This is a genomic window from Acidocella sp. (assembly GCF_036489515.1).
Taxonomy (GTDB): Bacteria; Pseudomonadota; Alphaproteobacteria; order Acetobacterales; family Acetobacteraceae; genus Acidocella.
This window is the reverse complement of record NZ_DASXFO010000101.1, coordinates 1-12,717: the sequence shown is the minus strand read 5'-3', so window position 1 is coordinate 12,717 and position 12,717 is coordinate 1. Positions and strand designations below refer to the sequence as shown.

Genomic DNA, 12,717 nt, shown 5'->3' with positions numbered 1-12,717 from the left:
ATCGTCGCGCTTGCTACCCAGATCGCCAAGGTTCCCGGCTTCACGGCCCAAGCCGGGCAGATGTTCAATGCTATCCTTGAGGAACTGGCGCAGACCTACGATTTCGACGCCCAGGAAAAATTCACCACCTTCAATTTCAATACCGCGCTGACGCCGCCCGCGACCTCGCCGGTACAGGTTGGCAGCGGCCCCTACACCATGCCGACCGACTTCCTGCGCGCCGAATTCGGCGACGTGTTCTGGACGCTCTTGGGCGTGCCCTACCCGATGATTGCGCTGGACCCCATGGAATTCGACATGACGGTCCAGCAGGCCGGCCTGCAATCCTATCCCTATTGGTACACGGTGGTTCTGGGCCAGACCAACCCAGGCATGTACGTCTATCCGCCGCCCTCGGGCAACTACCCGGTTTATGTCCGCTACCGCGCGTCGAGCCAGGCCGTGGCCGCGCCGGAGACCAACGCCGGGGTGCCGTGGTTCCCGTCCTCGACCTACCTCTACACGCGGCTTGCGGGCGAACTGATGAAGATCGCCGACGATGCGCGCTGGCAGGCGTATCTGGGCGAGGGGCCGGAAGGCGCGCAGGGCATCCTGCGACGCATACTCCCGCAGATCGACAATCCTGAGACTCGCGCCAAGACGGTGAAGCTGGATCGTCGCCGCTTCGGCTCGCAATTTAGTATTTTGCCGTCAACAAAGGTAGTTGGTTGGCTGGTATTCCTATGCTTCTCGTTGGATGGTATAATGCGGGCATTCCAATGACAGGAGTGCGCGATGCCCAGCAGCAAGAACCCGGTTATCAATCGGCAGAAGGCCAATGACTACAGGCTCGCCCACCCTGAATGGCATCGCCGAACCAACAGAGAGTGGGCTCGGAAAAAGCGCGACCGGCTCGGCAAGTCGGGGCGCGCTGCTGTCGAGTTTGCTCGGAAAAGTGCTGACCCGGCTGGCTACCTATGGCGTCACGCTCGCGACCGCGCATCCAGCAAAGGGCTGCCCTTCGACCTTACTCCCGGGGATATTTCAGTACCGGAATTCTGTCCCGTGCTTGGCATCCGGCTGGAATGGGGACGCGGTCAAATGGGATGGCGCAACATGACCGCGCCGTCGCTTGATCGCGTGAGGCCTCAACTTGGGTATGTTCGGGGAAACGTTCGCATCATCTCAAATCGAGCGAATCACCTTAAAAGCAATGGGACGATTACTGAATTTGAGGCTGTCCTGATCTATATGCGGCGAGAGGGGGCAAATCGCGATCTTGCGGAACAGGGTTTTGCCGAGGAGATAATCGCGCCCGCCTCTCCACAATTGGCGCTCCAGGTCTGACGTGCCACTTCGGAACGCTCGCCCGCTCACATTCCGCCCCAAGGGCGTGACCGACTCGGAGGACGCGACCAACGCCTTTCCGGGCGCGATGCTGGCCTTGACGAATCTCATCCCATCGCAAACGACGCGCAACGCCTGGGTGCCGCGCGCCGCCTCTGCGGAGATCACCGGCTTCCCTGGTATTGGCGGAGCGGCGACCGGCACCGCGCTTCTCGTTGTCGGCAATCTGGCCTACGGTTTCATGGGCGCAACCAGCGGCACGCTCGCCGGCCTCGATGTGCCTTACGTCTACGATCTGGACGCCAACGTTTTCCTGCCCATCACCGGCATCACCGCCAACAATTTGCCGCAGACCCCAGCCACCACCGGCGATTGGACGCCACCCACCATCGCGGTCATCGGCGCGCGGATCGTTTTTACTCATCCTGGCTTTCTTGGCAGCAGCAACGGCTATTTCGGCTGGCTTGATGAATCGGCCTTCACCTCGACCGATCTGGTAGCCAATACGGACGGCACCAACGTCCTCAAAAGCGTGACCACCGATCCGGTCGCGGCGGGCGTCGCGCCCGGCATGACGATTGCCGGGACCAACATTCCGGCCGGTGCAACCGTAATTTCGCTAACCGAGGGGACATTCGATCTCGAAACCACCGGCACCTTTACCAGCGGCTCGCCATCCGTCACCGGCGTTGCCAGCGTCGCCGGCGTTCTGATCGGCATGACGGCGACCGGACCGGCGATTCCGGCGGGCACGCTCGTTACCAATGTTGCCGGCTCGACGGTCACGTTATCGAACAACGCAACGGCGAACGGTGTGCTGGCGGTGGATTTCACCGGCGGCTCGACCATCACGATCTCTGCCAACACGACCGGCAGTACCAACAGTGTCGCCCTCACCATCAACGGAGGAACCGCGGCGACCCCGCAATGGGCGAGCGGCAACACCAACGCCAACCCGCTGACCGGCGTCCCGCAGGCCGTCAACCAGTTCAACAGCCGCGCCTATTACGCGGTCGGCAGCGCCCTGGTGTTTTCCGATACCGATAACGCCACCCAGGTCAGCGACGACAGTTTCTTTCAGGCGATCACCTTTCCGAACGGCTTGGAGATCACCGCCCTGGCGCAATTGCCGCTATCCTCGACCGCGCTGGGCGGTATGGTCCAAGCGCTCATCGTCTTTCAGGAAACCAACATCGCCCAGATCACGGGCGACCCATCGACCGGGAACTTCGCCAGAAACAATATCGGCGTCGGGGTCGGCTGCCTCGCGCCCAACACCATCGCGGCGACGCCGCAGGGTCTCGCCTTCATCGCGACGGACGGGCTTCGCATCATCAATTTCCTTGGCGTGTTGAGCGATCCCATCGGCGCGAACGGCGACGGCATCTGCAATCCGTTCCTCAACGCGGTGGCGCAGACTCGAATGGCGGCGGCCTATAATCAGAGCGTCTACCGAGTCAGCGTGCAGAACGCCGCCGCGACGGGCTCGCCGGTACAGGAATGGTGGTTCCACTTCGGGCCGATCAAGGCGTGGTCGGGGCCGCATACCTTTCCGGCGCGGCTCATCGCGGCGTGGAAGGGGCCGGACGTGCCGGAACCGTCGCGCGGCTTCGTCATGGTGCCGTACGCGGCGCCGAACGAGTTGTGGACCTCGCCCGCCGTGGCGCTGTCCGATTCCAACTACATCGAGAACGGCGCGACGCTGAGCTGGACCTACGAGACCTCGCTCCTGCCCGATAACCAGGTCATGTCAGAAAACGCGATCATCGAGACGACCTTGATGATTAAGAGCCCCTATAACGTCACGGTCACGGCGGCCGACGAGAACGGCAATCTGCTCGACGAGATCGGCATCTTGGCTCAGCCCGGCGGCAATTTGATCCAGCAGCAAATCGCCTGGGATCAGCCCGTCGTGTTCAAGCAGATGACGGTCACGGCGGAAGGCACCTCGGCGCAGGATGTCGAGGTCGGCAACCTCTATCTGCGCTACCAGATTTTGGGCTATCTGATCGGCACCGCCAGTCCCGGCGTCGTCGTCAAGAACTACATCGAGTTGGAGAACGGTGCCGGACATATCGCCTTGGAGGATGGCAGCGGCGCGATTCTCCTAGAGAATTCGACATGAGCGATGTCAAAATCTCCCAGATGCCGGCGGCGGCTCTGCCGCTCACTGGCGCCGAGCTGGTGACGCTGGTGCAGGCCGGCGCCAACGTACAGACCGCGCTGACCAACATCACCGGCACGGCGGAGACGCCGACCATCGAGACCGCGAATTTCAACGCGGTCGGCGGCGGCATCTATCAGGTCAAAACCTCCATCGGCGCCATCACGGCGACCCTGCCGGCCGCGCCCGGCACCTGGGACACGATTACCGTGCAGGACACGGACGGCGATGCCGTCACCAACAACATCACCGTGGCGCTCAACGGCAAGCAATACAACGGCTCTGGAGCGAACCCCAAAATCAACATCGCGTTCGCCCTGATCAAGATGGTCTATAACGGCACGCAATGGGTAGGCACGACGTGAATGACGCCGCGCAGCAATGCCTACGGGATCGGCCTCCTCGCCAACCGGCCGCCGGTGCCGAACATCGCCCAGGGCGGTCCCGGCGCGTGGTATGCGCTCGACACGTTCGACTTCTCGATCTGGAACGGCACCGAATGGGTAAGCCTGTCGAATCAGAACGGCGGCGCAATCTCGGGCCTGACCGGCGACGTGACGGCGACCGGACCGGGCGTCGTGCCGGCGACGCTGGCGACGGTCAATTCCAATGTCGGGACTTTCGGCGGCAATCTCTCGATTACGGTCAACGGCAAGGGCTTGGTAACAGCGATCTCCGGCACCTCGCCGATTGTCGAGACCGCGAATTTCAACGCGCTGGCGGGCAACATTTACGAGGTGACGACCACCAGCACGGCCATCACGGCGACCTTGCCGGCCGCGCCCGGCACCTGGGACCGGATCACGATCCAGGACATGACCGGAAATGCGGCGACGCACAACATCACGATTGCCCGCAACGGCAAGAACATCAACGGCGCGGCGGCCAACGTCATTATCAACATCGCCTTCGGATGGGTGAAGCTCATGTATAACGGCACGCAATGGGTAAGCCAGCCATGATCCGCGCTCGCCTTCTCGCGGCCTTCCTCGCGCTGTTGCTGCCGGCGACGGCGGCGGCGCAGAACCAGCAGGTGCCGTCGCCGGTCAATGCGCCATCGTCCATGGGCACGCGCGACCTCTACGGCTCGACCGCGAACGTCCAGCAGTCGAACGATTGGGGTCCGGCGCCGATCAACATCATGAACCCGACTTACGGGGCGCTGTGCGACGGCTCGACCAATGATGCGGCGGCGATCAATGCCGCCGAGACGGCGGCGGCAGCGGCGCATACCTCGGTCTATATCCCCGGCTCTGCTTCGGGCTGTATTGTCGGCAGCGCAGTCACGATCAAGGTCCCGACCTTCGGCGACGGCATCTTCTCGACCATCAAGACCTCGTCCACCACCGCCGACGTGTTCGATGTCACGGTGCAGGCCGTCGTCATCCACGACATCAATTTCGGCACCACGGCGACACGCTCCGCCGGCTGCTACATCAACAGCCAAGCCGTCAATTACACGACGATCTACAATGTCTTTCTGTCGGGTTGGTTCAACGGTGTCTGCCTCACCGGCACCGCAGCAACGACATTCCGTCTTACGGCGGCCAATCTCACGACCTCGATTGCCGGCGGCAGCGGGATTGTCATCAATCCAACGCAGTCGGCGCCAGCCTACGGCGCCGACATCATTCTCGACAGCGTGTTCATCACCGGCCCCTCGACCGGCTCGCAGCCGACCAACGGCATCCTGGTGCAGGGCGCGGGCGATATTACGCTACGGCATGTCAGTACCGTGGATACCGCGACCGGCCTCAATGTCGCGGTCCCCAGCGGCAATCTCGTCCAGTCCATCAATGTCGCGCAGAGCTATTTCGACACGGGCGCCACCAACGGCGTCGCGCTTAACCCGACCAGCACAGGCTCTATTGGCGTCGCCAAGTTCGATCAGGTCTGGGCCGTCACCAATGCTGGCGGCAGCAGCAACGGGTTTGTGCTGTTCGGCTCCGGGGCCATTGGCGAAGCGGTTTTTGTCAATTGCGTTGGTGCCAATAACGGCAACGCCGGGCTGCTGGTCAACACCACGACCGCCAAGGACGTGCAGGTCATCGGCGGCACCTATGCCCAAAATCTTAACGGCATTACGGTCGCTGCCTCGGTCACGCATTTCTACATCGCTGGCGCAACGCTCGGGCCCGGCGCCGGCTTCACGGCCAACACCAATGACGGATTGGTCCTCACCAACTCGAACGATTTTTTCCGTATCTCGGACAACGATCTCACCGGAAATACCAGCGCGGCCCTCTCGGTTGGCTCACTCCCCGGCACGCCGGGGCAAACCTATTGGATCACGCATAATAACGGCGTTGTGACGCAATCGGCCGCCCAAGCGACCCTGACCTCCGCCGGAACCACCACCGTCATCACCCATGGCCTCGCCGGCACGCCGCGCATTCAGGACATCATGCTCTCGCCGAGTTCGGGCTGGGGCACGATGGGCACTTTCTTCGTCACCGCCGCCAGCATCACCTCGACGCAGTTCACCATCGGCACCTCGGCCAATCCGGGTGCCGGCGTCCTGATGAGCTGGGAGGCGCATATTTGGGGCGATCAATGACGTGGCCGAAATCGCGTCACGATGGTATCTTGCGCGCAACGACTGAACCCCGAGGGGGATGACATGAAGCGTATCTGGAAGAAATTTGCCGTTGCCTCGTTGGCGCTGAGCCTCGTCGGCTGGGTTGCCCTGGCCGTCGCGGCCAACATCCCGCAATTCACGGGGCCTGCGGGGTCTAACCCAACCGCCGACCAACCTCCGGGCATCGCGACGCTCAACCAGTTGATCAACGCGATCAATGCGCTGGTCACGGCACAGACCACGGCGAATTTCAGCAACCCGCGCAACATCCTGGATAATGGCGGGATGCAGGTCCAACAGCGCGGGACCGCCGCGCAGACCTGCGGCACCACCACCATCCCCTCGACCGCCTATTCCGCCGACCGCTGGGGCTGCAACGTCAACGTGACCTCCGGCGCCGGCAGCTTGCAGGTCGTCACGACCAACCTGCCGGCGCAGCCGACGTTCAACGCGGCGGAACTGTTTTACCGCACCTCCGGGGCGCTGGCGCAGCCGCAATGCGTCATGCAGGAGATCGCCAAGAACCGTGTGGTGCCGCTCCAAGGGAGCGCCGTCACTCTGTCGTTCTATGCCTACGGCCTCGCGAACATGCTGGCCGAGACGACGACGCTCAACGCCTATTTGTTCACCGGCACCGGCGCCGATCAGGGCCTCCAATCCTTCACCGCCTCGCCCGCGATCACGCCGGCCTGGACCGGCATCGCCTCGACGCAGACGACCGCCTTCACCCTGACCTCGGCCTATCAGCGCTTCACCGCGACCTACCAGATGCCGGCGACGGCGACGGAAGCAGCGGTGGCACTGTGCTGGACGCCGACCGTGGGCGGCACGGCGGGCGCGACCGATGGCTTCGAGTTCGCCGGCGTGCAATTGGAGCAGGGCTCGACGGCCTCGGCGTTCGAGTATCGCGCCTATCGCGACGAACTCGACATGGCACTCGGCTACTACACGCAATGGGCCGATGGCGCGACCACGCTACGGTATCCGGCAACCTGTGCCGAGAACGTGTCCGGCACCTCGGCGCTATGCACCTGGATACTCTCGACCGTGATGCGCACCACGCCGACCGTAGTGGTGACGACCTCCACCTCCTTCGGCATGACCAAGGTGGCGGACGGCACGGCGGAAGCCTGCGCGACCCTGGCACTGACCTCGACCTCGGCAACCCAGACCGCGTTCAGCCTCTTATGCTCGGTCTCGGAGACGGCGGCGGTCGGCACCATGCACCAGATGATCGGCGGCAACACCGGCGTCGGCAACACCATCACCGTCAGCGCGGACTTCTAGCCCGTGCGGCGCTCGACCACTATCTTGCGGCTCCTCGCCGCGCTGGGGGTCGTTTGCTCCCTGGCGCGCGCCGCCGGGGCGCAGGAGCCCGCCTTTGGCCGGACGGCAAGCGAGTCGCAGGGCACGATTGCATCGACCGGGGTATGGCAGCGGGTCTTGCCGGCGGCGGGGAGCGCGACGGCGCGATCCAACTGCATCATCCAGGATACAGGAACGCATGCCATGTCGATATTCTTCGGCCCCGCCGCTCCGGCTACGAATGCCACGGTCGGCTTCCCGCTGGCGGCGGCAACGACCTCGGGTAGCTTCAATGTCGGCGGCGGCTGGATCACCTGCGGCAATATGGGCGGAGGCTTGACCAATGGGCCGGTCTGGATCACGGGGACAAGCGGTGACACGTTCGAGTATGCGTCGCAGCCTTAGCGCCGCCCTTCTTCTCCTCGCGCTGATCGGACCCGTCTGGGCCCAGACGCCGGGTGGAGGCCCTGGTGGCGGCGGGGGCGGAGGCGGCGCATGTCCGAGCGCGCCCTGCACGCCGTCCGAGGGTGGTACCGGCGTTGCGAACAATAATGCCAACACGCTAACCCTTGGCGGCGCGGTCGTATTCTCGGCTGGCGGCACGGGCGCGCTGCTCGGAACCGCGCAGACCTTCACCGCGACCCAAACCTTCTCGAACGCGACAGCGGCGGCGGTATTCAGCGGCGGCCCGATTTGTATCGGGCACACGTCTTGCGCCTACATCATTGATGTTCTGACGGCGGCTACCTCTAATGCCGGCTTTCAGATATCCAACACTAATGCTGCGGCGCTCACCAATGACCGAATGCTCAACAACGCGGGAACCGCCGCCGCGTGGGGCATCGGAGGAACCACTTACAGCGCCAACCCTATCGACACCGGCAGGGCATTCTATGGTGGTAACGCCACCGACGTTGTCATTCAGACGCTCAACAGCAACAATATCCTGTTCGCAACGGGCGGCGGCGCGGTGGCGAACGCGCGCATGGAGATCGGGGCGACCGGGAATGTTGGCTATCTCGGCACGGCGCCAGTCGTTTCGGCGTGTGGCACGTCGCCAGCGATCGACGCCGCCGCCACCAACATGGCGGGCACCGTGACGTTCGGAAGCGCGGCGCCGTCAAGTTGTACGATCACGTTCGTCAATTCCGGATTCGCCACGTCTAATCACTGTCGGGTCACATTCCAGAGCTCGCTTGCCGCTGAAGCGTACTCCTATACCAAGACGGTTTTGACCATTACAGCAACTGCACTCAGTGGGAGCGCCGATTATTCCTGCGACGGCATTTGACTGCCAATGACCGATCACGAAATTGCCCGCGCGCTCGGCAATCTTGAGGGCAGTTTCGATGCGCTGCGCTCACAAAACGCGCAGCAGCACAGCGAGAACCGAGAGGCGCTGAATGATCTTCAAGGCAAGGTCGCCGACCTGACCAGGGCCAAGAACCTCGGTCTCGGCATCGTCGCCGGCATCTCGTTGGCAGGCGGCGCTTTGGGTGGTAAGTTGGGCGCGATCTTCACCAAATTGTTCAACTGAGGGTGTGGCATGGCGAAGAAGAAAGCGGTCAAGAGGAAGCGGAAGGCGCTGGCGAAAAAGCTGCCTTATCTCACGCCGCTGACACGTTATCTCACGCCGCTGACACGCCCGGCTGTCGTGCCGCCGGCTGTGATTGTGCCGCCCGATAAGTGGCTGCATAGCATCTGGTCCCCGGACAACGAATAGGAGAGTGCGATGAAAGCCGATCTGCATGCGGGCCTGACGACGAAAAGTCCGAAGGCGGTGGACAAGTCGATGGGCTTGCCGAAGTCGCCGAGCGTCAACAGCGAATCGACGCGGGACAGCGTGGCGCGTAATCCCAAGACGCTTGGGCCGAGAGAAGCGTGAGCATGTACGAGTGCGCGTTTATTTTCCTCCGCGACGAGAGGAAAACGATCTTCGCCATGAAATGGATGGAAGAAGATCGTCAGCATGGGCTTAAGGGCGAGGCGCCGGGTTCCGGTCCCGCCGCTATGGCGGCCGCCATGCGCGATTGTGCTGACAAGTTCGAGCGAGGGGAACATTGATGCCTATGCGCAAGCCCCGGTCCAAATCCGGTAAGAAATCCGCCGTCAAGGAAGTGATGGGCGAGTTCAAGCGCGGCAAACTTCGGAGCGGCAGCACGAAGGGGCCGAAGGTCAAGAACCCCAAGCAGGCCAAGGCCATCGCCATGAGCGAATCGGGTCAGGCCAAGAAGGGCTACCGCAAGCGCGTCGAGGGCATGGAGTTGTGAAACGCTGCCTGCGCTGCGGCCTGCCTGCGCGTAATGCCCTCTGCGGCGACTGCCTCAAGCTGATCGTAGTCGAGCGCGAGGACATGCCCTGGGTCACGGCGGCGGTGCGGACGCGGCGGGCCGAGTGGGATAGGCAAGAGACGGCATACCGTCCATGAATTTCAAGTTCGTCGGGCCGCTCGACACTTTCGCGGTATTGGCCCATCTCTACAAGCTCCAACCCCATACCTGGTCCGGCCTGCAATATCGCGGCGAGGTCGGCGACAAGCGCCTGCCATCGCGCTCGATCCCGCTACGCTCCCACGCCAAGCCGACGCTGGAGAATTGGCTCGACGATCTGCCGGTGCATGACACGCCCCATCTGGAAAAGTGGGGATCGATGCAGAAGCTGTTGCAGCGCGCCAGGCGCATGATCCTGGCCGATCCGCTATTGTCGAAGGCACTGGACAATGCCGCGCCGGTGTCGCGAGCCATGCTGACCGTCCTGGAGAAGGAAGGCGTGGTCGCGTGGCATTGCGATGACGGGCCGTACCACGACCGGCACCTGCGGTTTCATGTTCCGCTCGTCACAAACCCCGGCTGCACGATGTACAGTGCCAACGAGCAGGTGCATATGAATGTCGGCGACCTGTGGTGGTTCAACAACCGGGTGCCGCACAGCGCCGCCAATTGGGGCGCGTGGCCGCGCATCCACCTGATCTTCGAGATGCGGCGGGCCAATGGCGACGCGGACGGCTGACCGCGCCCGGCTAGCCTGGGAATCTCTCGGCCGGCTGCTGGACAGCGGAATCGAGGAACTGGTCCGCCAGGAGTGGCAGGAGGTCGCGGTCGAGCGCGAGAAGATGCCGCTCGACCTCGACTGGGACCAGTATCAGGACATGGAGAACTCGGGCCTCTTTCGCTGCTGCGTGGCCTGGCGCGGCAAGAAGCTGGTCGGTTTCAACTCCTTCGTCACCGTGAAGGGCCATGCGCACTATCGCTCGACGCCGCACGCCATGAACGACGCCATCTATGTCATGCCGGAGGAGCGCGGCGTGACCGGCCTGCGGCTGATCCTGTGGGCCGAGAAGGCGCTGCGCGAGATGCTGGCGCCGCGCGCCGTGCGGATCATCTATCAGGTCAAGCAGGGTCTGCCGCTATGGGCGCCGGAGGGCGCGGTGGATAGCCTCGAAGCAGCGTCGGCGCTGATGGAGGCCGAGGAGGAGTTTGGCGTGAGGTTGCCGGACTATCCGCCGCCAGCCAGCGGGACGCTCGGTGACTTGCTCGCGTGGTTGGGGTATAAGCCGTTCGAGACCAGTTACGGAAGGTTCGTCGGCTGATGGGTATCGCGGCAATCCTGGGCGGCGTCGGCGCCATCGGCTCAGTCGCAGGCGCGGCCAACTCGATCTTCGGCGGTGGCGCGGCCTCATCGCCGCAGACCGGCCAGACTTTCGTGCCGCCTAACCAGGCAGGCGAGGCGCAGAACTACCAGAACATCCTCGGCGAGATGTACAATTTCGGCCAAGGGCTGCCGCAGCAGCTCTATCCGCAATATCAGGCCGAGGCGCAGACCCTCACCAACAATCCCTACGGCCAACTGGCGCTGATGGGCGCCACCAACACGGCGGGCGCGACGCCGCAGGTCGCCGGGCAGCAGCTTGGCGGGGCGACCGCGCTCTACAACCAGGGCCAGAGCATGCTGCCCTACGCAAATCAGGCGCTGGCCCAGGGCTTCGATCCGCAGAATGCGCTCTACAATCAGCAGCGTCAGGGCGCGCTCGACCAGGCCAACGCGATCAATGCGCAGTCCGGCCTTGGCAACACGCCCTTCGGCGCCTCGGCCGCGAGCGACGCGCTCGACAGTTTCAATACCAACTGGCAGAACAACCTACTCAACCGGCAGCAGACGGCGAGCCAGACCGCGAGCGGGATCAATCAGGCGGCCGGGCTCGACTTCGCGGGCGCTTCGACGCTCGGCACCGGCGGCCTCAGCACTGACACGACCGGCTTTGGCGCGCCCTACGCGACCTCGACCGGCCAGGCGAACACGGGCCTGTCGGGCCTCAATTCGCTAACCAACGCCGGAACCGGCGTGTTTGGCCTGCCGCAGCAGACGTTGCAGGACTTGCAATCGTATTTGAATCTCGGGCAATCGGCCTCGGTTAATGCACTTGCCGGCCAGAACCAGGCGTTCAACCAGAACCAAATCCTCGGCTCGAACCTCGCGACCGGCCTCTCCAATCCGTCGCTCTCGTCGTCGCTCAACAGCCTGTTCAGTAGCCAAAGTCCCTATAGCCAGACCGGCGGATATTCCGGCGCCGATGCCGGCGGCTACGGCTACTCGGGCGGTGGCTCCTACGCGGCTTATTGATGGTGCGACCTCTCGCGATTGATCTGTGCTGCGGCCTAGGTGGTTGGACCGATGGCCTGCTTGCCCAGGGTTACGATGTCGTGGGTTTTGACATCGAGAACCATGTCTACGGCAAACATCGCTATCCGGCCATGCTCGTCGTCCAAGATGTTCTCACGCTGCACGGCTCGCAATTCAAGAACGCGGCGCTGATCGTCGCGTCGCCGCCATGCCAAGAATATTCCTACATGGCGATGCCGTGGAAGCGCGCGAAGGCGAAAGCGGCCGCAATCCGCGCCGACGCGAGCGGCGCGGAGTTGGAGCGCCTCAATCGGCTGTTCAATGCGTGCTTTCGCATCCAGCGGGAGGCATGCGAGGCGGCCGGCCATCACATTCCGATGATCATCGAAAATGTGCGCGGCGCCATCCCTTGGGTGGGCCGCTCGCGCTGGAATTTCGGAAGCTATCATTTGTGGGGCGACGTTCCGGCATTGATGGCGTCTGGGCATCACCGGAAACAGGAAGGCGATCCTTCGTGGTTTTATGACAACTACGAAAACTCGGCGCGGCGGTTTAGTTCTCATAGCAAAGAGCGACGGCAGTGGAGCGCGCTGATCGCCAAGATTCCCCTGCCGCTCAGCCGCCATATCGCGGCGATCTATCGGCCCGCAGTCTAATGGCTGGCGGTCTCGCCTCTCTCGGCCAGATCGGCAGCGGCTTCGCGGGCGCGCTTCCGGACAGCCAG

General features: G+C 63.4%; 18 protein-coding genes. All 18 read left to right on the top strand.

Features of this window, described 5'->3' with window-relative positions; translation table 11 throughout:
- Nucleotides 1-60: 60 nt before the first annotated feature.
- On the top strand, nucleotides 61-762 hold the full coding sequence (locus VGG47_RS15345) for a hypothetical protein (RefSeq protein WP_331540137.1): 702 nt from the start codon (nucleotides 61-63) through the stop codon (nucleotides 760-762).
- Nucleotides 763-774: 12 nt separating this feature from the next.
- A complete protein-coding gene (locus VGG47_RS15340; protein ID WP_331540135.1) occupies nucleotides 775-1,326 on the top strand; it encodes a hypothetical protein in 552 nt (183 codons plus the stop codon).
- A gap of 46 nt (nucleotides 1,327-1,372) precedes the next feature.
- Nucleotides 1,373-3,451 (top strand): hypothetical protein, encoded by a 2,079-nt coding sequence (locus VGG47_RS15335; RefSeq protein WP_331540133.1) that lies wholly within the window; start codon nucleotides 1,373-1,375, stop codon nucleotides 3,449-3,451.
- On the top strand, nucleotides 3,448-3,855 hold the full coding sequence (locus VGG47_RS15330) for a VCBS domain-containing protein (protein WP_331540131.1): 408 nt from the start codon (nucleotides 3,448-3,450) through the stop codon (nucleotides 3,853-3,855). Before VGG47_RS15335 ends, VGG47_RS15330 begins: the two co-directional genes overlap by 4 nt.
- Nucleotides 3,856-4,452 carry a hypothetical protein gene (locus tag VGG47_RS15325; protein ID WP_331540129.1) on the top strand — a complete coding sequence of 199 codons (597 nt, stop codon included), beginning with the start codon at nucleotides 3,856-3,858 and terminating at the stop codon, nucleotides 4,450-4,452. It abuts the gene before it with no gap.
- On the top strand, nucleotides 4,449-6,047 hold the full coding sequence (locus VGG47_RS15320; protein WP_331540127.1) for a hypothetical protein: 1,599 nt from the start codon (nucleotides 4,449-4,451) through the stop codon (nucleotides 6,045-6,047). Before VGG47_RS15325 ends, VGG47_RS15320 begins: the two co-directional genes overlap by 4 nt.
- A gap of 63 nt (nucleotides 6,048-6,110) precedes the next feature.
- Entirely contained in the window at nucleotides 6,111-7,355 is a 1,245-nt protein-coding gene (locus VGG47_RS15315; protein WP_331540125.1) for a hypothetical protein, read from the top strand.
- A gap of 3 nt (nucleotides 7,356-7,358) precedes the next feature.
- Nucleotides 7,359-7,778: a hypothetical protein gene (locus VGG47_RS15310; protein ID WP_331540123.1), complete on the top strand. Its 420-nt coding sequence runs from the start codon at nucleotides 7,359-7,361 to the stop codon at nucleotides 7,776-7,778.
- Complete coding sequence (locus VGG47_RS15305; RefSeq protein WP_331540121.1) at nucleotides 7,762-8,664, top strand: hypothetical protein; 903 nt, start codon at nucleotides 7,762-7,764, stop codon at nucleotides 8,662-8,664. The genes VGG47_RS15310 and VGG47_RS15305 overlap by 17 nt, the downstream gene beginning before the upstream one ends.
- Nucleotides 8,665-8,670: 6 nt before the next feature.
- Complete coding sequence (locus VGG47_RS15300; RefSeq protein WP_331540119.1) at nucleotides 8,671-8,910, top strand: hypothetical protein; 240 nt, start codon at nucleotides 8,671-8,673, stop codon at nucleotides 8,908-8,910.
- 9 nt (nucleotides 8,911-8,919) lie between these two features.
- Nucleotides 8,920-9,096 carry a hypothetical protein gene (locus tag VGG47_RS15295; protein ID WP_331540117.1) on the top strand — a complete coding sequence of 59 codons (177 nt, stop codon included), beginning with the start codon at nucleotides 8,920-8,922 and terminating at the stop codon, nucleotides 9,094-9,096.
- A gap of 9 nt (nucleotides 9,097-9,105) precedes the next feature.
- Nucleotides 9,106-9,258, top strand: coding sequence for a hypothetical protein (locus tag VGG47_RS15290; protein WP_331540115.1), 153 nt, complete (start codon nucleotides 9,106-9,108; stop codon nucleotides 9,256-9,258).
- Nucleotides 9,259-9,260: 2 nt separating this feature from the next.
- Nucleotides 9,261-9,437 (top strand): hypothetical protein, encoded by a 177-nt coding sequence (locus tag VGG47_RS15285; protein WP_331540113.1) that lies wholly within the window; start codon nucleotides 9,261-9,263, stop codon nucleotides 9,435-9,437.
- A complete protein-coding gene (locus tag VGG47_RS15280) occupies nucleotides 9,437-9,643 on the top strand; it encodes a DUF6496 domain-containing protein (RefSeq protein ID WP_331540111.1) in 207 nt (68 codons plus the stop codon). Before VGG47_RS15285 ends, VGG47_RS15280 begins: the two co-directional genes overlap by 1 nt.
- A gap of 154 nt (nucleotides 9,644-9,797) precedes the next feature.
- Nucleotides 9,798-10,382, top strand: a complete 585-nt coding sequence (locus VGG47_RS15275; protein ID WP_331540109.1) for an aspartyl/asparaginyl beta-hydroxylase domain-containing protein — start codon at nucleotides 9,798-9,800, stop codon at nucleotides 10,380-10,382.
- Nucleotides 10,363-10,962, top strand: coding sequence for a hypothetical protein (locus VGG47_RS15270; protein WP_331540107.1), 600 nt, complete (start codon nucleotides 10,363-10,365; stop codon nucleotides 10,960-10,962). Before VGG47_RS15275 ends, VGG47_RS15270 begins: the two co-directional genes overlap by 20 nt.
- Complete coding sequence (locus VGG47_RS15265; RefSeq protein WP_331540105.1) at nucleotides 10,962-11,993, top strand: hypothetical protein; 1,032 nt, start codon at nucleotides 10,962-10,964, stop codon at nucleotides 11,991-11,993. Before VGG47_RS15270 ends, VGG47_RS15265 begins: the two co-directional genes overlap by 1 nt.
- A complete protein-coding gene (locus VGG47_RS15260; RefSeq protein ID WP_331540103.1) occupies nucleotides 11,993-12,649 on the top strand; it encodes a DNA cytosine methyltransferase in 657 nt (218 codons plus the stop codon). The genes VGG47_RS15265 and VGG47_RS15260 overlap by 1 nt, the downstream gene beginning before the upstream one ends.
- Nucleotides 12,650-12,717: the final 68 nt, after the last annotated feature.

What these genes read in the sequence shown, in the direction of transcription:
- VGG47_RS15345 (WP_331540137.1), top strand. Translation starts at nt 61, where the DNA reads ATGTTCAATGCTATCCTTGAGGAACTGGCGCAGACCTACGATTTCGAC.
- VGG47_RS15340 (WP_331540135.1), top strand. Translation starts at nt 775, where the DNA reads ATGCCCAGCAGCAAGAACCCGGTTATCAATCGGCAGAAGGCCAATGAC.
- VGG47_RS15330 (WP_331540131.1), top strand. Translation starts at nt 3,448, where the DNA reads ATGAGCGATGTCAAAATCTCCCAGATGCCGGCGGCGGCTCTGCCGCTC.
- VGG47_RS15325 (WP_331540129.1), top strand. Translation starts at nt 3,856, where the DNA reads ATGACGCCGCGCAGCAATGCCTACGGGATCGGCCTCCTCGCCAACCGG.
- VGG47_RS15320 (WP_331540127.1), top strand. Translation starts at nt 4,449, where the DNA reads ATGATCCGCGCTCGCCTTCTCGCGGCCTTCCTCGCGCTGTTGCTGCCG.
- VGG47_RS15315 (WP_331540125.1), top strand. Translation starts at nt 6,111, where the DNA reads ATGAAGCGTATCTGGAAGAAATTTGCCGTTGCCTCGTTGGCGCTGAGC.
- VGG47_RS15305 (WP_331540121.1), top strand. Translation starts at nt 7,762, where the DNA reads ATGCGTCGCAGCCTTAGCGCCGCCCTTCTTCTCCTCGCGCTGATCGGA.
- VGG47_RS15300 (WP_331540119.1), top strand. Translation starts at nt 8,671, where the DNA reads ATGACCGATCACGAAATTGCCCGCGCGCTCGGCAATCTTGAGGGCAGT.
- VGG47_RS15295 (WP_331540117.1), top strand. Translation starts at nt 8,920, where the DNA reads ATGGCGAAGAAGAAAGCGGTCAAGAGGAAGCGGAAGGCGCTGGCGAAA.
- VGG47_RS15290 (WP_331540115.1), top strand. Translation starts at nt 9,106, where the DNA reads ATGAAAGCCGATCTGCATGCGGGCCTGACGACGAAAAGTCCGAAGGCG.
- VGG47_RS15285 (WP_331540113.1), top strand. Translation starts at nt 9,261, where the DNA reads ATGTACGAGTGCGCGTTTATTTTCCTCCGCGACGAGAGGAAAACGATC.
- VGG47_RS15280 (WP_331540111.1), top strand. Translation starts at nt 9,437, where the DNA reads ATGCCTATGCGCAAGCCCCGGTCCAAATCCGGTAAGAAATCCGCCGTC.
- VGG47_RS15275 (WP_331540109.1), top strand. Translation starts at nt 9,798, where the DNA reads ATGAATTTCAAGTTCGTCGGGCCGCTCGACACTTTCGCGGTATTGGCC.
- VGG47_RS15270 (WP_331540107.1), top strand. Translation starts at nt 10,363, where the DNA reads ATGGCGACGCGGACGGCTGACCGCGCCCGGCTAGCCTGGGAATCTCTC.
- VGG47_RS15265 (WP_331540105.1), top strand. Translation starts at nt 10,962, where the DNA reads ATGGGTATCGCGGCAATCCTGGGCGGCGTCGGCGCCATCGGCTCAGTC.
- VGG47_RS15260 (WP_331540103.1), top strand. Translation starts at nt 11,993, where the DNA reads ATGGTGCGACCTCTCGCGATTGATCTGTGCTGCGGCCTAGGTGGTTGG.